Genomic DNA, 23,211 nt, shown 5'->3' with positions numbered 1-23,211 from the left:
TAGCAAAGCGTTAGTTATTGATCAGCAGCGTATTTCCTTCAATCGGTTTGATCTTCACACTATCAGATAGCTTATTCAGACCTGCGATGACAATTCGATCATTTTCAGACAAGCTATTGTTGCTAATGATGTAATTCTGCCCGGACCTTCCTTCGATCTCAATCTCTTTTCGAAAGGTGAGATCGTTTTCATCGAGCACAAAAACAAACTTCTTGTCCTGAATGGAGATAGCTGCACTCTGAGGAATCAGAAGGGCATTGGGATAGATTTGCTCCATCAGAACCTTCCCTGTGTTACCCGACCGTAAGAGGGTGTCAGGGTTCGTAAATACAGCACGAAGAGTAATAGAGCCGGTACTTCGATTGATCTGACCTGAGTTGGCATCTATATGCCCCACATGGTTGTACTCAAATCCATCTGCCAAGATCAGCTTTACATCCGGACTTATCCGTTTAGATGTAGAATCATCTTTCATCCGTTCGAAGTACAAATAATCAGATTCACTCATTGAGAAGTACACGTAGATATTGCTGACGTTCGACAGCACAGTTAGGGGTTCTGTGTCGGTTTTCTTCACCACATTCCCTACCGATTTGGTAAAGCGACCAATAAATCCACTAACCGGGGCGTGAATGGTGGTGAAACCAAGCTTAATCTGCATGTTGGCTTCTATAGATTGCGCCTTAGCCAGGGAAGCCAATGCTATTTCATAATCCGCCTCAGCTGTTTTCATCTGCACCTCAGAAATCACCTCGTTATCAATAAGCGGCTGCAAACGCTCAAGTTCCGTCTTTGCCTTTTTCACCATGGCCCGCTCGAGGGCAACTTCAGCCTGGGCGTTTTTCAAATCCTCAATGTATGGCTGTGCGTTGATTTTGAAAAGGGGCTGTCCTTTCTTTACAAAGTCCCCCTCATCCACAAAAATCTGCTCCAGAATACCATCCACCTGCGGACGAATTTCTACATTCTCAATCCCTTCCACAGAACCCAAATATTGAAAGGTGTTAGTTGCGCGTTGCGCTTTAAGTGTTTGCACGGGTAAAGGAAGGCCCGGATCCTCTTCTACTTTGGGTTGGCATCCACTCGCAATCAGGAATAGAAAAAACAAGAAATAAGGCACACTGAATGTGTGGCTGTAGTGTTGGCTGGTTTTCATTTTTGGCTCCAAAAAGTTTACAAAACGAAGTGTCTACCCTCCTTTTAAGATATAGACACCCGAATCAGGGGCAAAAGTTAATCAATGTATCTCGCTGATATTCATATTATCCAAAAAAACTGTCTTTTATTACAATTTAAGTGGAGATACTATTTATTCACCTTCTCCTCCAACTCTTCATACCACTCCACTCCATACTTCCGGATCAGTGCGTCTTTGAGAAATTTGTAGACAGGGACTTTCAGTTCTTTACCCAGGTCACAGGCCGGGGAGCATATCTGCCAGCGATCATAGTTTAGTGCTTCAAACTCAGGAAGCCTTGCCACACGTATGGGATAAAGGTGGCATGAGATGGGCTTTTTCCAGTCAGTTTTTCCCTCTTTATGAGCCTGCTCTATGCTGCACTTTAAAATACCTGCATCATCATAAAACGCAAAAGCACACTCCTTGCCGTTAATGGTAGTCGTAGAATAGTCCCCGTCCTCGTCCAGGATATACCCTCCCTCCTTTTCCAGGACATCAATTGCTTCTGGTGTGAGATAGGGTTTCACCAATTCAATGACTTTTTCTATTTCAGGCAATTCCTCTTTCAACAGAGGCGCACCCAAATCTCCTTCCACACAGCATGCACCTTTACACTTCGTCAGGTCACACACAAACTGCTCCTCTATCACATCATCAGACACCAATGTCTTACCTACCTCAATCATTTTTTAAATTTTTTTACAAAAGTAGGGAACAATTTTCGTCTTAATGCGTTACTTGACTATACATTATATGTACATACATTTAATTTACACAAAAAGAAAACTTAACACAAAAAACCATGATTAAAGCATTTATCATTTTAGCTGCATTACTAAGCGGAGAGGCTAAAGAAAAGTACAACGTAAAGACAGACGAAAGCACAGTAGAGTGGATCGGAAGAAAAGTAACTGGTCAACACAATGGCGTAATAGGTCTGAAGGGCGGAAGGTTGGAAATGGAAGACGGACAACTAGTGGGAGGTATTTTCACTATCGACATGACTACCATTGAAAACAGAGATCTGAGCGGTGACATGAAAGGCAAACTGGAAGGTCATTTGAAATCAGGTGATTTCTTTGGAGTAGAAAAATACCCAACAGCCACTTTTGTCATCACAAAAGCGGTACCTCAGGGGCCTGGAAAGTATAAAATCATCGGAAACATCACGATCAAAGAAAATACTGAAGAAATCCAATTTACAGCAGATGTAAAGGAAGAAGACGGTAAGATCATGGCAAACGCTGACATTACGATTGACCGATCTAAGTTTGACGTTCGATATGGATCAGGTAGCTTCTTCGACAACCTCGGAGACAAAACGATCTATGACAATTTTGATCTAAGTGTAAGCTTAGTTGCGAGTAAGTAATAGTAGTAGTGATTAGGTGATTAAGGCCGCTTGGAGTATTCCAGCGGCCTTTTTTTAGTCGAATACGGTCGGCTATCATCCAGCTGCTCGGATTGCTGCTTTAGAAATGCCTCCATCCCTGAGCCTGAAGCTCTACGACATTCTGACTCCTGGTTACAAAAGTTCTTCCTTTCTTCTTAGCCTGCATGTAGCCCACCGTATGGATATCTGCGTGATTTTTAATCTTTTCAAAATCATCCTGACCAATCGTAAAAAGTAGCTCATAGTCTTCCCCTCCGTTTAGAGCACAGGAGTTCGGGTCAATGCTAAATTCGGCTGCCGTTTCAAACGCTTCCTTTTCGATCGGAATTTTGTCTTCATAGATCGCAACTCCCAACCCTGATTGCTTACACAGATGGAAAGCCTCGGAAGCAAGTCCATCAGAAACATCAATCATCGATGTTGGCTGAATACCTAAATCTTTAAATTCATGAATGATATCCATTCGTGCTTTCGGTCGAAGCTGACGACCAACCACATACTCGTATTTGGATAGTTTTGGCTGCATATCAGGGTTGGCAAGGAATTCCTGCTTTTCTCGCTCTAAAACTTGTAAGCCAACGAAAGCACCTCCCAGATCACCGGTTACACAGAGAATATCATTTTCCATTGCACCATTTCGATATACGATCTTGTCCCGATCCACCTCTCCTAACGCCGTGACCGAAATGACCAATCCTGAAGCTGAAGACGTGGTATCTCCACCAACCAGGTCTACATTGTATTCGTCACATGCCGCTTTTATCCCTTCATAAATAGCTTCAACAGCCTCCACTGAAAATCGGTTACTTAGTCCAAGATTGACAGTAATTTGTGTGGGCGTGCCGTTCATTGCAGCTATATCGGAAATATTTACTGCAACAGCCTTGTAACCCAAATGTGGCAAAGGCATGTAGGAAAGGTCAAAATGAACTCCTTCCAACAGCATGTCTGTGGTAGTTAGGAGGTATTTATCACCCAAATCGAAAACAGCCGTGTCGTCACCAATCCCTTTGACGGTCTTTTCATTTTTAGGGTGAAATTTTTCGGCTATTCGGTCGATCAAACCAAATTCACCGATCTCTCCTATTTCTGTTCTTTTTTCGTCACTCATTATCTTTCATTGATGTCATCCTGAGTGCAGCTAAGGATCTCATCATTCCTATGAGATGCTTCCTTCGTCAGCATGACAGTTCTTAAATTGTCATTTAATTTCCTGACAAAGCTCCACCAATACGCCATTGGCAGTTTTCGGATGCACAAAGCACACCAGCTTATTATCAGCACCCTTTTTGGGTTCTTCATTCAAGATCTGAAATCCTTCCATTCTTAACCGTTCCATTTCAGAGTAGATATCTTCTACTTCAAAAGCGATGTGATGGATGCCTTCTCCCTTCTTTTCAATGAATTTTGCAATTGCGCTATCACTTCCACCTTCGAGAAGTTCGATTTTGGTTTCTCCCAATTGAAAAAATGAAGTGATCACTTTTTCTGACTCCACTTCTTCCTCTTTGTATGCCGGCTTGTTAAAAAGGGTCTCAAATAGTTTGTTCGAGTTATTCAGATCCTTGACAGCTATGCCAATATGCTCAACGTTTTTCCACATTTTACTTAATTCATTAAAAGCTAACCAGCTACCAAATGGTAGATTGTCAGCTATACACGTACAATTTAACCCAATAATTGGGTTGAGCCTGTCTGCCCTGCCTACCGGACAGGCAAGCGAAAAAGGAAGGCATCATGCTCTTTATTATTAAGTTTGCAAAAATGCAGGAACTTTCAGTCGATCTGAAAAGTTTACCGATTAATTGAAAGAAAATGGAGATACGTTCCGACATACACGTAGAATCTGCAAAGATTCAAAATGAGATCAAAAACTTCCTTGGATTGCGAAGTGATGAAGTCATATTTGAATTTTCAAATAATGAAGGTAAAGTCAAACTGGATTTGATCACCATCAACCCTCGTCATAATCAATCATTCCTATTTAAGTCAATCACCGGTTTTGATAAAACGGACGCACTCCACAAGATGCTGGATTACGTTCGTACACATAAAGACAAAGAGAGTTCTTTTACTATCCAATGGATGACTAAAGGGATGAATGAACTGCAGACCTCCTATTTTCGAGCAAAAAACATGTATGACGCCATGGATAAATTATACTATGGCCGAGACATGAATAACCTGACTGTATTTAGTATTGTATTAAACCCTGTGGCCTGATGATAAATGTGACTGATAGTGCGAAAGATGAGATTTTAACGCTTCTTAATAAAGAAGGAAAATCATTAGATCATAACATCCGTGTTTCTGTAAAAGGAGGCGGTTGTTCCGGACTCATGTATGATCTCTCATTTGATCCTGAAATCCAGGATGCTGACGAAGTGTTTGAGGACAAAGGCGTGAAAATATTAGTAGACAAAAAGAGCCTGCTTTATCTGCTTGGAACGACACTTGACTTCTCCGATGGATTAAACGGAAAGGGCTTTCAGTTCGTCAACCCGAATGCATCTCGAACCTGCGGATGCGGGGAAAGCTTTTCAGTTTAGCATATTATTCAGATGTGGCTATTTTAGCTGCATGAAAAAATGGAGCTCAGATCGATGGATTAGCATTGTTGCAATAGTTGCTTCTTTGGGGACTCTATTCACTATCATCTATCAAACCAATATTTTTAGAACACAACAGTATGCTTCCGTACTTCCTTATCTGGAACTATGGAATTCTCGAAACAACGACTCTTACCGACTGATTCTTATCAATAATGGTATAGGACCGGCATTCATAGAAGAGGTTAACATCATCTATAAAGACAGTATCTACAAGATGGACCCTGCGGTCTTTGTCCAGCGGGTAATTGACCCCATTGACACAATCACCAGAATGGGACACTCCAACATTGGGAAGGGCAGGTTAGTCCCTGCTGGCACACGTATTGATTTGGTTCAGGTTGAGAACGACAGTATCAATTCTTTGAAGTTGTGGTCCTGGTTTTCAGGTGGAGACCCCAATCGAATTGATTTACCAGAAATAGAAATCACCTATAAGTCAGTATATGGAGAGAAATGGATGATTCAAAAATACGGCACAGACCAGCCGGTTCAATTAGAGTGATTATTCCTCCTTCCGTTGCTTCATCGTCCTGGAGGTTTGTACATTAGACACACTATTAATGCCATCTTCCTTCATCAGTTCGTATTGGGAACCAATGAACTTCGCGTGATCATAATAAACAACAATGGGCGTTTTTAGCATTTTTAGATTAGATGTCAGATAATCCAGCATATCATGTCCGTCCAGATCCATCACTTCGCTAAAATGAGATTCATTGTCCACACGAATCAGTTCTTTAGCGGTTACTCCCAGCTTCTCTGATAGATTACTCAATTGAAGTTGTGTGATCGAATCATTTTGAACATCAAGTTCTTTTACCTCATAATGCCTTAGAGATTTAGCATAAGCTAGTCCTTCTCTCTGTTGCATATCAGAGGAATCATAAATAAAAAGGATCTCGTTTTTGCTAACCTTCATATCACAATAAGTGATTTAAAGGCAAAATTGTTTCCTAATAAGCCCGAACTTCTACACCTTTCATGAAATTAATAAAGGCTTTGTTTACAACTCGGTTACCTCCCGGGGTAGGATAGTTGCCGGTGAAGTACCAATCTCCCAAATGTTTCGGGCATGCCTTGTGTAGATTTTCAACCGTCTGATACACTACTTCGACCTCTGCTTTCATTCCCTCGGGCTTGACAATCTCAGTGATTTTTCTGGATATCTCTTCATCCGTGAATTGATGGTACAGCTCATTTACATGATTGACCGGGTCAGGATCAGATTGACTTGCCAGGCACTTATCAAAAACAATATCAAGCAATTCTTCCTTGTCATGGTCTTTTAATAGTCCCAAAACTGCCCTGAAAGCAAGGAACTCTTTCATCTTACTCATATCGATCCCGTAGCAATCAGGAAAACGAATCTGTGGAGCAGACGAGACAATAACTATTTTCTTAGGCTCAAGTCTGTCAAGGAGGGTTAAGATGCTCTTTTCCAGGGTGGTTCCCCTTACAATACTATCATCAATCACCACCAGCGTATCAGAGTGTTTATTGATGACTTCATACGTGGTGTCATACACGTGCGACACCAACTCATCTCTCCCCTTGTCGTCTGTAATGAAAGTTCTTAGCTTGGCATCTTTCAGTACCAGTTTCTCAACGCGAGGCTGAAAGTTCAGCATGTCCTCGATGGAATCAGCTGATGGTTTACCTTCAAGGATCACCTCTTTCCTCTTGGCGATCAGGTATTGCTCCACCCCTCTCATCAGCCCCAGAAAAGATGTTTCCGCTGTATTTGGAATGTAGGAAAATACCGTATTACGAAGGTCGAAGTTGATTGACTTTAGCACCTGGGGCACTAACAACTCTCCAAGTTTTCTTCGCTCGTTGTAAATATCCGGATCCGTTCCCCTGGAGAAATAAATTCGCTCAAAGGAGCATGACTTTCTTTCAAGTGGCTCAATAAACTGTTTTTGCTCATAGTCCCCTTCCTTTGATATGATGAGTGCATGACCGGGTTTGATCTCCTGAATCTCGGAGTATTCACATCCAAAGGCTGTCTTGATCGCTTGCTTCTCAGAAGTAACCACTACCACCTCATCGTCTGCATAATAGTATGCCGGTCTGATGCCTGCCGGATCTCTCGCAACAAAGGAAGCTCCAAAACCAATAATTCCAGCCATCGCATAGCCACCATCAAAATCCCGACATGACCGCTGCAGTACCCGTTGAAGGTCAATTTCCTCTTCTATCTTGTAAGTGATCTCCTCGTTGGTAAGCTCATCTTTGTATTTATCAAATATCCGCTGATTTTCTTCATCCAGAAAGTGACCGATTTTCTCCATCACTGTCACGGTATCAACTTTGTCTTTTGGAAACTGTCCCAATCCAACCAAGATATTGAAAAGCTCCTCCACGTTGGTCATATTGAAGTTTCCGGCCATGACCAGATTCCTGCTCCTCCAGTTATTTTGTCTCAGGAAGGGGTGGCAATTCTCAATGCTGTTTTTCCCATGTGTACCATACCGTAGATGCCCTAACCATGACTCTCCGGTGAATGCATAATTTTCCTTTAGCCACTGTGCATCTCTCTCATCTCCACTCGGATCCTTTTTAGCCTTCAGATATTTCTTACTTACCTTCCCGAATATCTCTTCGATGGGATTTGAGTTGATCGTTCGATAACGTGAGATGTACCTCAGACCTGGCGGAATATCGATTTTTATACTTGCAATACCAACGCCATCCTGCCCTCGATTGCTCTGCTTTTTCATTAGCAGATACATCTTCTTAGCCGCATAAGCGGGCGTGCCGTACTTGTCAATGTAATATTGTAGGGGTTTCCTGAGGCGGAGGTGGGCTATGCCACATTCGTGTTTTATCGGGTCACTCATGGACGTTGTTAAGCAATTGTTTCGCTTCCATTACCAACTGAGGTGCAAAGAACAACAATAACAACGCAATACAGAAAAGAGTTGCTAAAATTTTCGTCGAGAATTTAAAATTGATGGACTGGTCATCCGTTGACTCTCCCAAAAACAGCTGCTTGGGGATTTGCAGATAAAAAAACAACGAACCCACTGTAGCCAAAACTGCCACAATCAAATACCACATAATCAGGTTGTTTGACAAATCAAGGAAGGACTCCCAAAGATTGGCAAACAAGAAAAACTTAGCAGTAAAACCGGCCAAGGGCGGAATCCCCACCAGTGAAATGAGAATCAAGGTAAGCGTTACCCCTACCCAAACTGAAGCCTTTGCATTCACATAGTCTGCAGTGGTATTGACGCCTTGTTTTTCATATTCGTCCAAAAGATAAAAAACGGCAACATTCATCAATGCGTAAGTGACTGCATAATACCAAAAAGCATCTGAAGAAATATCCAGTATGGCGAAAGGCAATAAGAAACCTGAATGAGCTATCGCTCCAAAACTGATCATTCTTCGAGCGTTATGCTGTCGCAATGCACCCAGAGTACCGACGATGATCGTAGCAATACCCAACACAAGAATGAGCGAATAAACCCAATGACCGGGCGTAAATGCCTTCAAGGCAAAGATGTTTTTCAACAATACCAATCCAGCAAGCTTGGGAACAATGGACATAAATGCCGTCGCATCGGCCGGGGCAGTTTCGTACGTGGCAGGCACCCAGATGTGGGAAGGAACAATGGAAATCTTGAAGAAAATCCCAATCAGCATAAGCACAAACCCAACCTGAGGAAGCAAGTCACCATAAGTTGTAACATTCCATTCTGACAGAAAGAATGCACCGGTGGAGCCGTAGATCAGCCCTATCCCAAACAACATAATGGCTGAGCTTATCGCTCCAAATAACAGGTACTTGATTCCGGCCTCAAAGCCTTTCTTCCTGAAAGAAAAGTTGGTAAGAATGTAAGAGGAGAATGAAGCCAGTTCTATTGAGAGGTAAACAATCAACAAGCTGTTGGCTTTCATCATAAACAAGCTTCCTGCAAGCAGTGCCAGAATGAAGAAGTAAAATTCAACCAAATGCTCGGACTGACGCTGAAAGATAAGTAGCAGTATACCAACAAAAACAAAAAGAGTCCCAAAAATGAACGCATCAGATGTCAATCGAAGACCATCCTCAAGCAGCAACCCAGACACATCGTTTGACTGGTTAAGAAACAATGCGAATAGCAAAACGATAAGGAAACAGCCTTTAATTAACCATCTGTTTGAATTGATTAAGCCAGTGATTAGCAATAAAATAGCCCCGACGATCAGGGAAGTTTCTGTCCAGACTCCCTGAAGGTCATTCAGTATTCCATTTAGCTGGTCATTCAAACTCATGGATTGAAACGGCTAATCTGCTGAATGAAAAATTCGATGGTTTCGTTTGAGTAGTCGAGCATCAACCTTGGGTAAATACCTAAAACGATAACAACAGCTGCGAGCGGAATAAGCATCAGTTTTTCTCTGGCTGTCAAATCCAGCATACTACCCTCCCATGCTGATTCTCTTACGAAATATTTTCCATAAAACATGCGCTGAATGGTCCATAGAAAATAGGCTGCTGAAATCGCAATTCCCAGTGTTGATAGTATTCCTATCCAAAATGAGAAATGTGAACTACCGAAAGCTCCCATCAATACCATAAGCTCTCCAACGAACCCCGACAGTCCCGGTAGTCCAAGACCAGCAAAAAAGAAAACAGCCATAAAGAAGGTGTAAACGGGCATTTTGCTCGCCAGCCCGCTAAAATTCTCCATTTGTCGGTTGCCGGTCCGGTCATAGATCACTCCGGCTATCAGGAAGAGTGCGGGTGAAATAAGGCCATGTGAAACCATGTGAAAGAGCGACCCTGAAAATCCAATGGCAGTCAGAGACGCCAACCCAACCAATACAAAGCCCATATGCGAAACCGATGAATAGGCCACCATTCGTTTTAGATCTCTTTGAGCAAGGGCATTCATGCCTCCATAGAGAATGGAAAGAACTCCAATTACAGCTACAAACCCGGCATAATCAATAGATACATCCGGGAAAATACCATAGGCGATGCGTAGCAATCCATATGCTCCTACTTTCAACAACAACCCGGCAAGCACAACAGATATGGGCGTGGGTGCCTCCACGTGTGCATCCGGTAGCCAGGTATGCACCGGTACAGCTGGCAGCTTAATCCCAAACCCAATAATCAGAAAGATGAATGCAAGCACACGAGCCGAATATCCAAAAATCAATTGTGGGGATGCCGGATCAAGTATCGATCCTTCAGCATAATTCCCATCAAGCATTTTAATCAGGCTGAAAGTGTTGACCTCTCCATCTACCACACTTAGGTACAAGCCAATCATTACCACGAGAATAAACAGCGAGCCTAAAAGGGTATACAAGAAAAACTTGATAGAAGCATATGATCGCCGCTTGCCTCCCCAGATTCCAATGAGAAAGAACATCGGGAGCAGCATAAACTCGAAGCAGAGGTAGAAAAGGAAGAAATCAAGTGAAATAAAACACCCGATAATGCTTGAGCTCAGAATCAGGTACAGGATGAAATATCCTTTCGCCTTCTCCTGAATGTTCCATGAAGAGATTATCCCTATAAGTAAAACAAAAGATGAAAGCACGACCAGAGGCATACTGATCCCATCAACCCCGAGGAAATATTGTATTTGGATGGCTCCTACCGAACCCAGATCCATGCTTATCCAACTCACCTGCTCAACAAACTGGAACATTCCCTCCCAGCTATCGGCATTCATATTCTTGCTGAAATCCAACGCCATGGCAATGGAAAGAATCAATTGGATGGCAACTGCTGCAAAAGAGAGCCTACGGAATATCTTCCATCTCCCAGCGGGAATGAATAGCATTACAAACGCTATGAGGAGTGGAAACAGAAAAATGTAGGTTAGGATATTTTCCATGCGATGTTAAAAGAACAGAATCCAACTTAAAATTAAAAGTACCCCAACTAGCAGCCACGCCAGTTGCGTTTGCGTATCTTGCGAGCTCATCGCCGCAAACCTTCTTCCCACATAAGCTGATATACCAGCTACACCATTCACTGGTCCATCCACCACAAAGCGGTCAATCAAGGCCACCGCCTTCGACAACACCACTGTCCCGATTCCAAACAGATGGATCACCCCATCAATCACTTTTCGATCAATAGTGTCTATCCATTTAGCCAGCCCAGACAGAACCATTCCAAATTGCTCGTACACCTTTACCAGGTAAAAGCCATTCAAAGCTGCTGGAAATTTGTCAGATTGATTCGCATAGTTGTTTGAATATGCTGATTTTGGTTTGAAGAGCCCGAATGATAAAACCAATCCAGATCCTACCAAAAGGATCGATAAGAATGTTACAATCATGCTTCCGGCATGTGTTTCACCTTGAGTCCAAAAGGCATTCAACCAGCTCTCGTGAGCCAACGGATTCCAATTAAAGAGTACCCAAAGTGAACCCAAAGCAAGTACAATCAGCGGTAAACTCAGTTTATAACTTTCAGCAAATGAATTTTCGAATTTGGCGCGTTGCTCTCCATAGAAAACCAATAACACCATTCGCCCAACATAAAGCGCGGTTAAAAAGGCGGTGATCAATGCCAGATCCGGAATTAAATAGGCCCATGTCCCCAGTTGATCGGCCCAGTCCCAGGCAGAGAGAATAATCGCCTCTTTTGACATGAACCCGCTAAAGAACGGCAATCCGGCTAATGCCAATGCGCAAACCAAAAACGTTCTGAACGTCCATGGCAGCTTTTCCCTTAGTCCACCCATGTTTCTCATATCTTGAGCATCTTCTTTGGTGACCTGATGCATGAAATGAATGATTGCACCGGCACCAATGAAAAGGCCTGCCTTAAAAAAGGCATGAGTGAAAAGGTGAAAGATCGAGGCACTTGAACCTCCGACTCCTATGCCTAACACCATATATCCCAGCTGGGAAATGGTGGAATAGGCTAGCACTTTCTTAATGTCATGTTGAAACAATGCGGATACCGCTCCATAAAAGGCCGTAATCACACCTACAAATGCAATCACCATCAGAGTATCTGCATGTAGAAATGGAGCTACTCTGAAAAGCAAATAGACACCAGCAGCAACCATGGTTGCTGCATGAATCAATGCAGAAACCGGAGTAGGTCCCACCATTGCTTTGGTGAGCCAGCCCGAGAACGGAAGCTGAGCTGATTTCCCGAAGGCACCAACCGCAACCAAAACTGACGGCAAAAACAACCAGGTAGATTCCATCTCAGATATGGAAAGTGATCCGGTTGTATTGAGAAGTAAGATCCCCGCCAATAAAGCAACATCCGCGATTCGGTTGACCATAAATGCCAACCGTGCAGAAGCAGGCACACCTTCCTTTCGATACCAGAAACCAATCAGGAGATAAGAAGCCAATCCAACCAACTCCCAAAACACAAAAAGCAGGATAAGGTGATCAGCCATCAATAATCCAATCATGGAAAAGGTAAAGAATCCTAGCTTGGCGAAATACCTGTACTTTCCATCCTCCTCTCGCATGTATTCCAAAGAGAAAATATGAACAAGCAAGGAGATCATTAACACAAGACTGATGAGAATAGATGACGCTCTGTCAACGAATACAGCTAATTCGTATCCCGGAAGCCATTCTACAAACCAAACGAAAGGGATTTTTGAAAAACTCAAGAATATTGAGGACACTAATCCGGCTGAAACACCGACAATTGAGTAAACTTCCCGTTTGGTCCAAAAAGCTATCAACCCACCTATAAGTGGTAAAAACAAGGTTAATATGATAGCGAATGGCAAACTCACAGATTTCCAAGTTTGGTGAGTTCATCCAGGTTGGATGCTTTGGATTTTCTATAAATATTCAGGAGGATCGCCAACGCAATAGACACTTCACACACGGTAAGTACCACCGCAAAAATGGCCACTATTTGTCCCCTCAAATCAGTATCAAACTGAGAGAATGCAGCGAGTACCACGTTCGCCCCATTGAGCATGAGCTCCACGCCTATCAATACAAAAATGGCGCTTCGCTTAGTCAACACAACATAGGTACCTGCAGAAAACAGGAATGCCGCCAGATAAAGGTAATATGTTAATACCTGCTCACTCATTCGCTGCATTTTTTGCCAGGTAAGCTGCTCCCACCAGAGCGACCAATAAAATGAAAGCAATAAGTTCGAATGCGACAATGTGATCAGTCAAAAAGGAGATCCCTATCGATTCGATTTGATCAAGTTCTTTTACAGGCGGTGTATTAAAAGTAGCCGTGGAAATGAGATATGAAAGTCCCCCGAACAATCCGATCGCAAGTATTGCCCCTACAATTTGATTTCGAGATCCGGATAACACTTTCTCTCCCCGCAACCGGTTCGTCATCATCACACCAAACGCCAACAAAATCACTACCCCACCTGCATAGAGCATAACCTGAACGACCGCCAGCAATTCAGACATTAAGAGCACATATACCCCTGCTATTCCAATGAGTGCAAGACACAGTGAATATGCAGCATGAATGATGTTTCGTGTAAACAAGATAATGGATACGCCTGCCAACACAAGTAGTCCCATAAATATCTGGATGGCTACAATCATCTATTTTTTCTTAGGTATGCGAGGTTTGAAAACTGGTTTAGTGGTCGGTTTCTTCATCACATCCGCTTCTTTGTTCTCTACCGGAAGTTCAGGCTTGGCCTTCACCTTCTCCGCCTGATAATCTTCGAATTCCTTTTTCTTCTCTGCGATCTCCTGATCCGTCATTTTACTAAATGAGAAATTGTGATCAAGAATATCATTCGTGCTGAAGTCAAACTCCTTTGTCATGGTCAGGCACTCCGTTGGACATACTACCGTACATAGTCCGCAGAAACAGCATTTGGACATATCTATGTCAAACTTGGCCGCATGGATTCTGAGTGGGGTTCCATCAGAGGTATGACCAAACACTTCCGGTGATCTGACAGGTTCAATATCGATGCAGTCTACCGGACAAATTTTAGCACACTTATCACAGACAATACAATCGTCAATTTCATTGTGTAGCTGATAGCGCCCATTGTCCGGAATAGGTATCTCTTCATGAGGGTACTGCACGGTGAAAGTTCCATTCGCTTTTTCGAAGTAGTTGTCCTCTCCCACCCATTCCTTCTTTCGTCCAAACCTTGCCTGAAAGAAGTAGCGGATGGACAACATCATGCCTTTCCATGTCGTCTTCGCACCAATCGCTATGTTTCCGAAATAACTCACTTCATCAACTTATTATCCATAGTTTCCACAATGCACATGCAAACAACATCAAAATGGCCAGTGGGGTTAAATATTTCCATGACAAACTCATCAGCTGGTCCACTCTGAGGCGAGGCAATGTCCATCGCACCCACATTTGCACAAAGATCAAAAGCAATGCTTTGAACAACAACCAAAACGTCCCCCAAATAGGTCCATCCAGTAAGTTTGAAAATGGAGAGTTCCATCCACCAAAAAACAGGATTGCCCCAAGGATAGATAATAGCAGCATCATGCCATACTCGGACAGCATAAACATACCCCAGCGAAAGCCAGAATATTCCGTATGATACCCTCCTATCAACTCAGATTCTGACTCAGGTAGGTCGAATGGTGTTCGATTGGATTCTGCCAGCCCGGCAACAAAAAATATGATAAAGGGAACGATCAAAATGGGATATTTCAAAATATTCCAGGCCAGTATTCCTCCTTCCTGAAGCACGCTCATGGTTTGAAGACTCAGTGTTCCGGTGAGGATGATGACGCACAGAACACTCAGGCCTAAAGGCACCTCATAGGATACAATTTGCGCTACTGACCTCATCGCACCATATAAGCTGTATTTGTTATTGGATGCCCAGCCGGCCATTAGAATACCCAGGACATCCAGAGATACAATGGCTAATAAGAAAAACACTCCACTTGAGATAGAAGAGCCGGAAAGTTCGGCATTGATAGGAAGTACTGAGTAGCCAACAAAAACAGCAGCAAAAACAATAAATGGTGCTAAAAGAAAAGGAACGATATCAATTGCTTTCGCACGAATGTCTTCTTTCTGCAACATCTTCAGGAGATCGGCAACTGTCTGTAGTACTCCTTTCGGGCCTACCTCCATAGGACCTAATCGATTTTGGATGAATGCGGCAGTCTTCCGCTCTGCATACACTGCAAAGACCACAAAGATTAAAAGGAAACCCAGATAGAAGACGAATGAAATCACACTCGAATTTACCGCTCAGGTCATTCTAAGAAAATATTTTGATGAAATTATCCGGGTAACCATCCTACATTGACATCATCCAGTCGTAAATAGTCAATGGTTGACGTTTCGAACGTTACTTTCTGTAGAACTAAAGTGACTGTATATGGCTCCCCTTTTTCTTTTTTCTCTTGCTGCAACTCACCTACAATTACCTCCACAACTCCACCATCAGCAGATTCAGTCAGCACTTCTTCCGGCCTCTCACTCATCACATCATTACAAAGTGCAGTATGAATCGGTCCATTAAACTTCTTGCGGGTGACATTCACTACATCGGCTTTACCAATAGCATAGGCCTGTCGCTCCTCCAACTCAATGGAAGACATATCCACAACTATAGATATGTACTCTTTATTATCGTTAGTTAATTTATAAACAACGAAATCACCACAACCAATTGTATCACCATTATATGGGTGCATAGAATTCGTGCTTTTGTTTACTGTGCAGGCAGAGACTAAAACCACTACCAAGAGAATGAATTGTTTTTTCATATTGTAAAACTAACCTAATTCGTCCCAAATCGGGATTTGTTCCAGATGCACCTCTTCCCCAAAAAATGTCTTGGTTGTATGCTCGAATGATTCAGTGAAGTCAGAAACCAAAAATTGATCCGGGACCGTCTTTTCTTTATTTACAAGCTGATGATACTCCAAAAAGGACTTGAGTGCCAGCGCAACTGTCTCTGCGGAATCGATGATCTCAACCTCCTCATCCAATTCACGGTAATGATTTCGAATCTCCTCTTTTATAATCGGGTAATGCGTACAACCAAGTATGAGTGACTTAATTCCCTGAAGAGAAGAATCACTTAAATATTTTTCTATGATGTTCCGGCTGATCTCATCATGATAAATACCTTCTTCAATCATGGGAACCAGCAATGGTGTAGCCAGCGAGGTAAAGTCAATTTCCTGATCGAGCTCCTCAATTTTCCTTCTGTAAACCCCGGCTGAAACTGTTTGTTTTGTGCCAATCAACCCAACCTTCGAACTTTGATAGTTTTCGCGGATGAAGTCTACTGTGGGATTGATTACATCAAAGACCTTGGCTTTTTTTCCAACGTACTCGGTAACCAGATCATATGCAGCTGAAGATGCTGAGTTACAGGCAATCAGAATTACCTTACACTTCTTCCGGAGCAGCATTTCTGCTATTCGAACGGAATATGCCTGAATAGCTGCAGTTGATTTATCACCATAAGGAAGGTGAGCAGTATCTCCAAAATAAATGATGGATTCATTTGGCAGGGCTTTCTTTACTGCCCTTGCCACTGTGAGACCACCTATCCCACTATCAAAAATCCCAATTGGTTGGTTAGACTTCATGTATGAATCAAAAAATCCCGACGTGTTAGCGCCGGGACTGCAAGTAAAGAGTTAAAATTTAATTTGTGCTATTCCAAATTTAATTAATTCGTCATTGCTACCAAAAGATCACTTTGAGTAATGATATGCACCTTGTTATTATCATCTCTGATCATTAGTGCTTTCTTTTCCTTCCCGAGCATCGAGGACATCACATCAATAGGCTCTAGTGAGGAAATGAACTGAAAAGGAGCATCCATGATTTCCGAAACAGGTTTCTCTTTCAATTCAGGATTCTCTACCAGACTTTTAAGCAGCAAGCTATCAGAAACACTTCCTACAAATTCGTTACCGCTAACCACAGGAGCCTGATCAATACCTTTTTCATTCATTAGTTTAATTGCCTCACCGACTTTCATAGATTGATCTATTGTGACTAGGTCTGATGAACCATTTTTACTCATGATGATATCTTTTGCAGTAGCAAACTTTCTGTCTTCAAGAAAGCCATGATCCTTCATCCAATCGTCGTTGTAAACCTTGCCAAGGTATCGTGTTCCATGATCAGGCAAAATAATGACCATCACATCATCCTCTTTCAGATTTTCTTTTGCGTATTCCAATGCTCCATGCACTGCAGAACCACACGACCAACCCACAAAAAGTCCCTCCTCACGAGCCAGCCTCCTGGTCATTATCGCGGCATCTTTATCGGTTACTTTCACAATGTGATCCACCATATCAAAGTCCACATTTTTAGGCAGGATGTCCTCGCCAATTCCTTCTGTTAGGTATGGATAGATTTCCTTTTCATCAAATTCGCCAGTCTCCTTGTATTTCTTAAAGACGGATCCATAGGAATCCAAACCTATTGTGATGACATTCGGATTTTGCTCCTTCAAATATTTAGAGGTCCCGCTTATGGTACCACCTGTGCCCATTCCAGCTGCATAATGAGTGATTTTTCCATCAGTATCTCTCCATATTTCAGGACCCGTAGTTTCATAATGCGATAATGCATTGGCCGGATGATCATATTGATTCGGATAAAAAGAGTTCGGGATTTCCTTTTCCAGTTGCTTGGCAACAGAGTAGTATGACTTGGGATCGTAAGGTGCCACATTGGTCGGACAAACCACCACTTCAGCACCCATTGCTCGAAGTACATCCATCTTTTCTTTACTCTGCTTATCAGCAAGAGTGAAAATGCATTTATACCCTTTAGATATGGCTACTAAAGCCAAACCCATACCCGTATTTCCTGAAGTACCCTCTATAATCGTTCCGCCGGGTTTAAGAATTCCTTTTTCCTCGGCATCCTCAATCATTTTCAGCGCTATTCGATCCTTAATGGAATTTCCGGGATTGAAATATTCTACTTTGACTAAAATCGTTCCTTTAATGCCCTTATTAACACTATTCAGTTTCAAAAGTGGGGTATTTCCTATTCCCTCCGTTAGATTATTTAAGTACTTCATTCGTGAGTTTTTGAAATAAAATACAAAGGTAGAAAAACAGGCTTCAACATCCTATTTATGCGGTTCCATCGAATAGTTAAAAAAATCTTCAGAATGATGAATCTAATTGCATTAGCAACTACGTAAATTTGCAAGGTTTATCAAATGATAATATGAAACAAGGAGTATACCTATTGACCTTATTCTTTACATTGAGTTTGTTTGCTCAGGAGACCTCTCTCGATAATTATACCGGCAGCTGGGGTAATAATGCCTCATGGTCTGGCGGATGGACAGATGGCTCCCCGGCATTCCTAAACCTACCTGAAAGTGCCGGCGACATCACTGTTTTTGGGCAAATAAAAGTAGGCACTTCCGCCTCACCTCAAAATCTAACATTTGCCGCCAATAATGATGGACTGGATTTTACAGTCAATGATACATTGATCGTGAATGGGGACGTAACCTTCGCCAATAAAGCAATGAATCTAAACCTGGGTAATAATGCTGTGCTGATTATACTTGGTGATTTAGATATGAATAACAAAATCAATATCGCAAGTGGAGGAACACTAGTAGTAAGCGGAAACTTTAATAAAACTGGTTCTCAGGGCACTTATACCGGAGATGGAAATGTCTATGCGGGATCATTCAGTGGAGATGCCCAATCTACCATTGATGATGGAACAGGAGAAGACAGCTCATTTACCATCGATGACTTATCCAATGATGGATTTCCTGAAATAGAAGATTTCGTAAATGGTGGTGGCACTACTCCGCTACCTGTTGACTTGCTTTATTTCAAGGTAGATTCAGAGAGCGATATAACCCTTTCATGGGCAACAGCTACTGAAATCAATAACGACTACTTTTCTGTTGAGCGTTCTGAAGATGGGATAAATTTCTATGAAATAGGTCGGGTAGATGGAAACGGTGATAGCAATCAGGAAATAAAATACAGCTTCACAGATAAGTTCGTTTTAGCACCTATAGAGTACTACAGACTGAAACAAGTGGACTTTGACGGACAGTTTGAATATTTCCAGGTAAAGCGAGTAGAAACAGATCTTGAAAAAGAGCAGGTTCAAATCACGGCTTATCCAACAAGTGTTGAAACTGGCAAAGTAAGCCTAAGCTCAACACGTCCATTTCAGGTTCAGGAAATTACAGTTTACAGCTTAACCGGCGGAGAAACCAAAAACCTTAAGCAGCAGGTCATTCAGGAAAACCCATTGAACTACAGCATCAATGTTGACAATCTTCCTAAAGGGTTTTATCTATTGAAAGTCACTTCATCTGAAGGGCAGGATTTCTCCACCCGCTTAATGATTAAATAAAAAAGAAGGGCGCCTCTTTAGGCGCCCTCACCACCAAAAGTTACTCCGCCTTAGTAAGAGTAACATCTTCTTTTAATCAAGAACCTAATACTTACTTGTAAGAAGATTCGCAAATATTGGCTTTTAAAGCTCTGAAACCCACAAATACAGGTAGACAAATGGTCTACTTAGGTAAAATTCCACAGTAAACAGAAGCTAATCGGACCATTTCGGGTGGACTTTTTGAATCTAACCTAACCACAAGATTTGTTCGTGTTTTTTCATCTACTCGTGAATAATTCAACTTTGTATCTGCATACCCCCAGGCTTTTTTTAGCAAGGCATTAATTTCCTTTGCCTCCACGTGCTGTTCTTGTTCTACCAGGCTTTGATATAAGCCATTCAGGGCAAAACCATTTTTAGGAAAGTTTACCAGGTCTTCCCGATAAATCTTTTCAGCCATTTGAAATTTGCCTAACCCCATATACAACTCACCCAAAAGATGTCTCACTGAAAAAAACCAATCCGGTGGTTCATTGTAAGACATTTGATCCTCAATGCTGACTGCTTTCCTCAATAAGGTTTCTGCTTTTGAAGCATCGCCTGTTTTCCTGGCAATTTCTGACTCAAGTACATTCATTGCGATATTTACAACCATTTGTCCTGAGTTGATACCAAAAATCAGAAAGTCCTCAAATCCGGCTCCAGCTTGAACTTCTTTTAATGCGCTAAGTTGTTCATGGGCTTTGGTTAACTGGCTAAGATTAGCATGAGCCATACCACGAGCATAATGCCAAATGGCTACCATATATGGATATTTTGGATCGGGTTTGCCTAGTGCCAATATTTTCTCCCATTGAGCAAACTTCACAAGTACATTGTATGGGATAGTCATGAAATGCTGGGTTGTTTCAAACCCAGGCTTATCCAATAGAGATTTATCTATTGTTGTTGTCATCTTGAAAGATGATTCGATTGCAAGCGCACCTCTTCCTTCCAGCGCCGCGCAAGCAGCCAGAAAATGATAATTATGATAATAATATAAGGGAAACATTCCCTGAGCAGTACACTGAGCTGAATAAATGCTGTCCGCTCTTACAGCATCAATGTTTACCTCCGTTCCTGTATGATAATCACCCGTATTAATATAAATATGTGAGGGCATATGTACCAGGTGACCTGCTCCCGGAATTATGGTCTCGTGCAATGCCCTGGCCTCATCAGCTGCTTCATCAGGCCTATCACTGGCTTCCATAGCATGAATGTATAAATGCTTGGCCAAGGGGTGATCAGCGTCCACATTAAGTGTATTTTCTAAAACGCTTACAATTTCAGGAGTCCAGGATTTAGCCGGTCCGCCTTTGTAATCATATAAGTCCCATGGATGTTGAAGCATTAAAGCCTCGGCATAAAAAGTTCCAATATCCGGATTCGCTGGGTTGCTTTCCCAAAGAGCTTTCATGCTTTTTGCAAAAGCATCTAAATCAACGTCATCTGATTGAAATGAATATTTAGCTTTTGATGCCTCTATGAGTCCTCTCTCCCACTCATTTACAGTATTCTTAAGCGCTAAAGCCTTAGCTACAGCCCAGGTGATTTCCTTCTTATCAGATGGATCCAATGGGGCGTTATAGTTGGGACCCAAGGTATATGCAAGCCCCCAATAAGCCATAGCAAAAGAGCTATCTAACCGGATAGCCTCTCGAAATGATCTCGCAGCTTCCCCATGATTAAAACCATAGGTAAAGATCATGCCCTGATCGAAGAATTGTTTAGCATCCTTGGATTGATGGGTCACATTCATTCGATAATCACCAATATTTTCAAATAGTGGTGCCTGAAAATCACTTCCTGTATTACATGATGACAACAGCAGCAGGATTGCAACTAAAACGCCAATGGTCATCACAAACCTTTTTAATAACGACAAATTGATTGATTCTCTCATTCTTTTCGATTTTGAATTTTAGAATGCAAAAATCAAAAATGTAATTGCCAATGGGCCTATTTAATAGTGTACCATTAGTAACCAATGGGTAGACAAAAAGTCAACTATCCAATGGTATTCAAGAAGTCATTCACGGTAGTTTCGGCTGGAAGATTCAACTTCTTCTTTAGCCGGTATCTTGCTGTCTTTACACTCTCTGTAGAGATACCCATCATATCTGCCGTTTCCTTTATGGAAAAGTTCATCTTTACCAGAGCGCATAATTTCAAATCATTGCCCGTGAGTGATGGTTGGTGTTTCAGCAATGAATCAAAAAACCCGGAGTGTAAGTTTTCGAATCTAAGCTTAAAATCCTCCCAATCTTTATCCACCTGCAGATGCTTTTTTACTGTGCGTTCCATTGAGATCAAATCCTTTCTCACATCAGAAGAGGATCGCTTTTTCAAATCAGCAATGAGTTCAGTCAACTCCTCGAATAATTGATTCTTTTGGAGAAAGTTGACCGTATATGATACTAATTCCCGGTTTTTGAACTCAAGTTCCTGTCTGGTTTTGTCAGCTTCTTTCCGGGCTTTATCAGCATTTCTCTGAACAATTAGCTGTCTGTTTCTGATGATCAAAACACCAACGATCACCAGAGCAATAACAATAACAATTAGAATAATAAATCTTGTTTTCTGTATTTCCGCATCCTGCTCTAGAATCACGATCTCCTGTTCCTTTGCCTCAAGCTGTCTCTTTTGCTCTGTAGTGGCCAGCTCTGTTTCCAGTCGGGTAATATTATTCAATGTTTGTTCATTTAAGATGCTATCTTTTTCCTGAATGTATCTGTCATAGTATTCTATGGCTTGCGACAAATTGCCTTTGGTTCTTGCAGTTAATTGAAGTCCCTGATAAATATCTTTTAACCATTTATGTGAATGAGTTCTCCGCGCATATTCAAGACCACTCAGTAAAATATCCTCTGCTTTATCAATGTTTCCAATTTCGATATAAACATCTGCTAGCTCTGTATGAGACTTGGCTATCCCATTGAAATCATCAATTTGTTTTCCGAGAGAAATTGATTTTTCGAAATAATAGATGGCACTATCGTAGTTTTCTATGCTGAAATGCAACAACCCATACCGATTGAGGACTTCTACTTGTCCGTAAATAAACTTTTGTTGAGAGTGAGTAGCATTTGCCCTGCTCAAAAAATCATTCGCTGCTCCAAGTTTTCCTTCATCAATAAATATGGTTGCTAGCTTGGTGTAGGTGGTCGCTGCCCTATTATCCGCGTTTACAGCATCAAACATTTTCAATGCCTCAAAATAGTATTTGGTTGCTGCATCATAATCCATTCTATCGGCATAGATCAACCCAACGTTCATGAGACAATTTCCCATACCCAACGTATCTCCTCTGCTTTCATATATCGTCAGGCCATCCAGCAAAAATCGCAAACCATGATCATAACTTCCTCTTGCCCAGTGAGCAACTCCAATGACACGATTAGCAAAAGCAAGCCCTGAACTATCATTTAGGATTTCAGCAAGAACTTTAGCCTGCTGACCATAAATGATTGACTGCACTGGATTAACTATCCAGTACTCATAGCCGAGATTGTTTAGGATATCTACTTTGATAGTATCTTCCCCTCGATAGTTAATCAGTTCATGCTTCAGGCTATCAATGCGCTGAGATACTGATGCACAGATCGTTACAAGAAAAAAAACAACCGTAAGGAAATACTTCATTGGGAAGGACGTAGTGACAGACAAAGACTTTAATACGATCATTATCTGTTTGTGTTTAACCTTTTCGCTTA

General features: G+C 41.9%; 23 protein-coding genes. 5 read left to right on the top strand and 18 right to left on the bottom strand.

Annotated elements, in window-relative coordinates:
• Nucleotides 1-10: 10 nt before the first annotated feature.
• Together ACOQON_RS05710 and ACOQON_RS05705 are read right to left on the bottom strand one after the other, a co-directional pair.
• On the bottom strand, nt 11-1,156 hold the full coding sequence (locus ACOQON_RS05710) for an efflux RND transporter periplasmic adaptor subunit (RefSeq protein ID WP_420577966.1): 1,146 nt from the start codon (nt 1,154-1,156) through the stop codon (nt 11-13).
• Between the two features lie 149 nt (nt 1,157-1,305).
• Nucleotides 1,306-1,866, bottom strand: a complete 561-nt coding sequence (locus ACOQON_RS05705; protein ID WP_420577965.1) for a DUF3109 family protein — start codon at nt 1,864-1,866, stop codon at nt 1,306-1,308.
• Between the two features lie 116 nt (nt 1,867-1,982).
• Here ACOQON_RS05705 and ACOQON_RS05700 point away from each other — a divergent pair, with 116 nt between their 5' ends.
• A complete protein-coding gene (locus ACOQON_RS05700) occupies nt 1,983-2,552 on the top strand; it encodes a YceI family protein (protein ID WP_420577964.1) in 570 nt (189 codons plus the stop codon).
• 100 nt (nt 2,553-2,652) lie between these two features.
• Here the strand turns inward: ACOQON_RS05700 and thiL are convergent, their stop codons facing one another.
• A complete protein-coding gene (thiL, locus tag ACOQON_RS05695; protein ID WP_420577963.1) occupies nt 2,653-3,684 on the bottom strand; it encodes a thiamine-phosphate kinase in 1,032 nt (343 codons plus the stop codon).
• Between the two features lie 90 nt (nt 3,685-3,774).
• Entirely contained in the window at nt 3,775-4,176 is a 402-nt protein-coding gene (gene mce, locus ACOQON_RS05690) for a methylmalonyl-CoA epimerase (protein WP_420577962.1), read from the bottom strand.
• 212 nt (nt 4,177-4,388) lie between these two features.
• On the opposite strand from mce, the gene ACOQON_RS05685 reads away from it, so the two are divergent.
• The 3 genes from ACOQON_RS05685 to ACOQON_RS05675 are packed head-to-tail and all read left to right on the top strand — an operon-like array spanning nt 4,389 to nt 5,687.
• Nucleotides 4,389-4,796 carry a hypothetical protein gene (locus ACOQON_RS05685; RefSeq protein WP_420577961.1) on the top strand — a complete coding sequence of 136 codons (408 nt, stop codon included), beginning with the start codon at nt 4,389-4,391 and terminating at the stop codon, nt 4,794-4,796.
• Nucleotides 4,796-5,122: a HesB/IscA family protein gene (locus ACOQON_RS05680; protein ID WP_420577960.1), complete on the top strand. Its 327-nt coding sequence runs from the start codon at nt 4,796-4,798 to the stop codon at nt 5,120-5,122. The genes ACOQON_RS05685 and ACOQON_RS05680 overlap by 1 nt, the downstream gene beginning before the upstream one ends.
• Nucleotides 5,123-5,153: 31 nt before the next feature.
• On the top strand, nt 5,154-5,687 hold the full coding sequence (locus ACOQON_RS05675; RefSeq protein ID WP_420577959.1) for a hypothetical protein: 534 nt from the start codon (nt 5,154-5,156) through the stop codon (nt 5,685-5,687).
• On the opposite strand, the gene ACOQON_RS05670 is transcribed toward ACOQON_RS05675, so the two are convergent.
• The 12 genes from ACOQON_RS05670 to ACOQON_RS05615 all read right to left on the bottom strand — a co-directional run bounded on the left by ACOQON_RS05670 (nt 5,688) and on the right by ACOQON_RS05615 (nt 18,158).
• The gene (locus tag ACOQON_RS05670; RefSeq protein ID WP_420577958.1) at nt 5,688-6,104 is read right to left on the bottom strand and encodes a hypothetical protein; all 417 of its coding nucleotides are present in this window, start codon (nt 6,102-6,104) and stop codon (nt 5,688-5,690) included.
• A gap of 34 nt (nt 6,105-6,138) precedes the next feature.
• Nucleotides 6,139-8,025 (bottom strand): amidophosphoribosyltransferase, encoded by a 1,887-nt coding sequence (locus ACOQON_RS05665; RefSeq protein ID WP_420577957.1) that lies wholly within the window; start codon nt 8,023-8,025, stop codon nt 6,139-6,141.
• Nucleotides 8,018-9,445 carry an NADH-quinone oxidoreductase subunit N gene (locus tag ACOQON_RS05660; RefSeq protein WP_420577956.1) on the bottom strand — a complete coding sequence of 476 codons (1,428 nt, stop codon included), beginning with the start codon at nt 9,443-9,445 and terminating at the stop codon, nt 8,018-8,020. Before ACOQON_RS05660 ends, ACOQON_RS05665 begins: the two co-directional genes overlap by 8 nt.
• On the bottom strand, nt 9,442-11,025 hold the full coding sequence (locus tag ACOQON_RS05655) for a complex I subunit 4 family protein (protein WP_420577955.1): 1,584 nt from the start codon (nt 11,023-11,025) through the stop codon (nt 9,442-9,444). Before ACOQON_RS05655 ends, ACOQON_RS05660 begins: the two co-directional genes overlap by 4 nt.
• Before the next feature lie 6 nt (nt 11,026-11,031).
• Nucleotides 11,032-12,909 carry an NADH-quinone oxidoreductase subunit L gene (locus ACOQON_RS05650; protein ID WP_420577954.1) on the bottom strand — a complete coding sequence of 626 codons (1,878 nt, stop codon included), beginning with the start codon at nt 12,907-12,909 and terminating at the stop codon, nt 11,032-11,034.
• Entirely contained in the window at nt 12,906-13,217 is a 312-nt protein-coding gene (gene nuoK / locus ACOQON_RS05645) for an NADH-quinone oxidoreductase subunit NuoK (protein ID WP_420577953.1), read from the bottom strand. Before nuoK ends, ACOQON_RS05650 begins: the two co-directional genes overlap by 4 nt.
• The gene (locus tag ACOQON_RS05640; protein WP_420577952.1) at nt 13,210-13,701 is read right to left on the bottom strand and encodes an NADH-quinone oxidoreductase subunit J; all 492 of its coding nucleotides are present in this window, start codon (nt 13,699-13,701) and stop codon (nt 13,210-13,212) included. Before ACOQON_RS05640 ends, nuoK begins: the two co-directional genes overlap by 8 nt.
• Nucleotides 13,702-14,352 carry a 4Fe-4S dicluster domain-containing protein gene (locus ACOQON_RS05635; protein WP_420577951.1) on the bottom strand — a complete coding sequence of 217 codons (651 nt, stop codon included), beginning with the start codon at nt 14,350-14,352 and terminating at the stop codon, nt 13,702-13,704.
• 4 nt (nt 14,353-14,356) lie between these two features.
• Nucleotides 14,357-15,331 carry an NADH-quinone oxidoreductase subunit NuoH gene (gene nuoH, locus ACOQON_RS05630; RefSeq protein WP_420577950.1) on the bottom strand — a complete coding sequence of 325 codons (975 nt, stop codon included), beginning with the start codon at nt 15,329-15,331 and terminating at the stop codon, nt 14,357-14,359.
• A gap of 47 nt (nt 15,332-15,378) precedes the next feature.
• Entirely contained in the window at nt 15,379-15,867 is a 489-nt protein-coding gene (locus ACOQON_RS05625) for a hypothetical protein (RefSeq protein WP_420577949.1), read from the bottom strand.
• A 9-nt stretch (nt 15,868-15,876) separates the two neighbouring features.
• Nucleotides 15,877-16,701, bottom strand: a complete 825-nt coding sequence (gene murI, locus ACOQON_RS05620) for a glutamate racemase (RefSeq protein WP_420577948.1) — start codon at nt 16,699-16,701, stop codon at nt 15,877-15,879.
• 83 nt (nt 16,702-16,784) lie between these two features.
• A complete protein-coding gene (locus ACOQON_RS05615) occupies nt 16,785-18,158 on the bottom strand; it encodes a cystathionine beta-synthase (RefSeq protein WP_420577947.1) in 1,374 nt (457 codons plus the stop codon).
• 152 nt (nt 18,159-18,310) lie between these two features.
• On the opposite strand from ACOQON_RS05615, the gene ACOQON_RS05610 reads away from it, so the two are divergent.
• Nucleotides 18,311-19,474 (top strand): T9SS type A sorting domain-containing protein, encoded by a 1,164-nt coding sequence (locus ACOQON_RS05610; protein WP_420577946.1) that lies wholly within the window; start codon nt 18,311-18,313, stop codon nt 19,472-19,474.
• A gap of 163 nt (nt 19,475-19,637) precedes the next feature.
• On the opposite strand, the gene ACOQON_RS05605 is transcribed toward ACOQON_RS05610, so the two are convergent.
• Both ACOQON_RS05605 and ACOQON_RS05600 read right to left on the bottom strand, forming a co-directional pair.
• Nucleotides 19,638-21,401: a tetratricopeptide repeat protein gene (locus ACOQON_RS05605; RefSeq protein WP_420577945.1), complete on the bottom strand. Its 1,764-nt coding sequence runs from the start codon at nt 21,399-21,401 to the stop codon at nt 19,638-19,640.
• Nucleotides 21,402-21,505: 104 nt separating this feature from the next.
• A complete protein-coding gene (locus ACOQON_RS05600; protein WP_420577944.1) occupies nt 21,506-23,182 on the bottom strand; it encodes a tetratricopeptide repeat protein in 1,677 nt (558 codons plus the stop codon).
• Nucleotides 23,183-23,211 lie beyond the last annotated feature (29 nt).

This window comes from Ekhidna sp. (assembly GCF_965221965.1).
In the GTDB taxonomy this organism is placed as follows: domain Bacteria; phylum Bacteroidota; class Bacteroidia; order Cytophagales; family Cyclobacteriaceae; genus Ekhidna.
Note: the sequence above shows the minus strand (reverse complement) of the source record. Positions and strands in the feature narration are given on the sequence as shown.

What these genes read in the sequence shown, in the direction of transcription:
- ACOQON_RS05710 (WP_420577966.1), bottom strand. Translation starts at nt 1,156, where the DNA reads ATGAAAACCAGCCAACACTACAGCCACACATTCAGTGTGCCTTATTTC.
- ACOQON_RS05705 (WP_420577965.1), bottom strand. Translation starts at nt 1,866, where the DNA reads ATGATTGAGGTAGGTAAGACATTGGTGTCTGATGATGTGATAGAGGAG.
- ACOQON_RS05700 (WP_420577964.1), top strand. Translation starts at nt 1,983, where the DNA reads ATGATTAAAGCATTTATCATTTTAGCTGCATTACTAAGCGGAGAGGCT.
- thiL (WP_420577963.1), bottom strand. Translation starts at nt 3,684, where the DNA reads ATGAGTGACGAAAAAAGAACAGAAATAGGAGAGATCGGTGAATTTGGT.
- mce (WP_420577962.1), bottom strand. Translation starts at nt 4,176, where the DNA reads ATGTGGAAAAACGTTGAGCATATTGGCATAGCTGTCAAGGATCTGAAT.
- ACOQON_RS05685 (WP_420577961.1), top strand. Translation starts at nt 4,389, where the DNA reads ATGGAGATACGTTCCGACATACACGTAGAATCTGCAAAGATTCAAAAT.
- ACOQON_RS05680 (WP_420577960.1), top strand. Translation starts at nt 4,796, where the DNA reads ATGATAAATGTGACTGATAGTGCGAAAGATGAGATTTTAACGCTTCTT.
- ACOQON_RS05675 (WP_420577959.1), top strand. Translation starts at nt 5,154, where the DNA reads ATGAAAAAATGGAGCTCAGATCGATGGATTAGCATTGTTGCAATAGTT.
- ACOQON_RS05670 (WP_420577958.1), bottom strand. Translation starts at nt 6,104, where the DNA reads ATGAAGGTTAGCAAAAACGAGATCCTTTTTATTTATGATTCCTCTGAT.
- ACOQON_RS05665 (WP_420577957.1), bottom strand. Translation starts at nt 8,025, where the DNA reads ATGAGTGACCCGATAAAACACGAATGTGGCATAGCCCACCTCCGCCTC.
- ACOQON_RS05660 (WP_420577956.1), bottom strand. Translation starts at nt 9,445, where the DNA reads ATGAGTTTGAATGACCAGCTAAATGGAATACTGAATGACCTTCAGGGA.
- ACOQON_RS05655 (WP_420577955.1), bottom strand. Translation starts at nt 11,025, where the DNA reads ATGGAAAATATCCTAACCTACATTTTTCTGTTTCCACTCCTCATAGCG.
- nuoK (WP_420577953.1), bottom strand. Translation starts at nt 13,217, where the DNA reads ATGAGTGAGCAGGTATTAACATATTACCTTTATCTGGCGGCATTCCTG.
- ACOQON_RS05640 (WP_420577952.1), bottom strand. Translation starts at nt 13,701, where the DNA reads ATGATTGTAGCCATCCAGATATTTATGGGACTACTTGTGTTGGCAGGC.
- ACOQON_RS05625 (WP_420577949.1), bottom strand. Translation starts at nt 15,867, where the DNA reads ATGAAAAAACAATTCATTCTCTTGGTAGTGGTTTTAGTCTCTGCCTGC.
- murI (WP_420577948.1), bottom strand. Translation starts at nt 16,701, where the DNA reads ATGAAGTCTAACCAACCAATTGGGATTTTTGATAGTGGGATAGGTGGT.
- ACOQON_RS05615 (WP_420577947.1), bottom strand. Translation starts at nt 18,158, where the DNA reads ATGAAGTACTTAAATAATCTAACGGAGGGAATAGGAAATACCCCACTT.
- ACOQON_RS05610 (WP_420577946.1), top strand. Translation starts at nt 18,311, where the DNA reads ATGAAACAAGGAGTATACCTATTGACCTTATTCTTTACATTGAGTTTG.
- ACOQON_RS05605 (WP_420577945.1), bottom strand. Translation starts at nt 21,401, where the DNA reads ATGAGAGAATCAATCAATTTGTCGTTATTAAAAAGGTTTGTGATGACC.
- ACOQON_RS05600 (WP_420577944.1), bottom strand. Translation starts at nt 23,182, where the DNA reads ATGATCGTATTAAAGTCTTTGTCTGTCACTACGTCCTTCCCAATGAAG.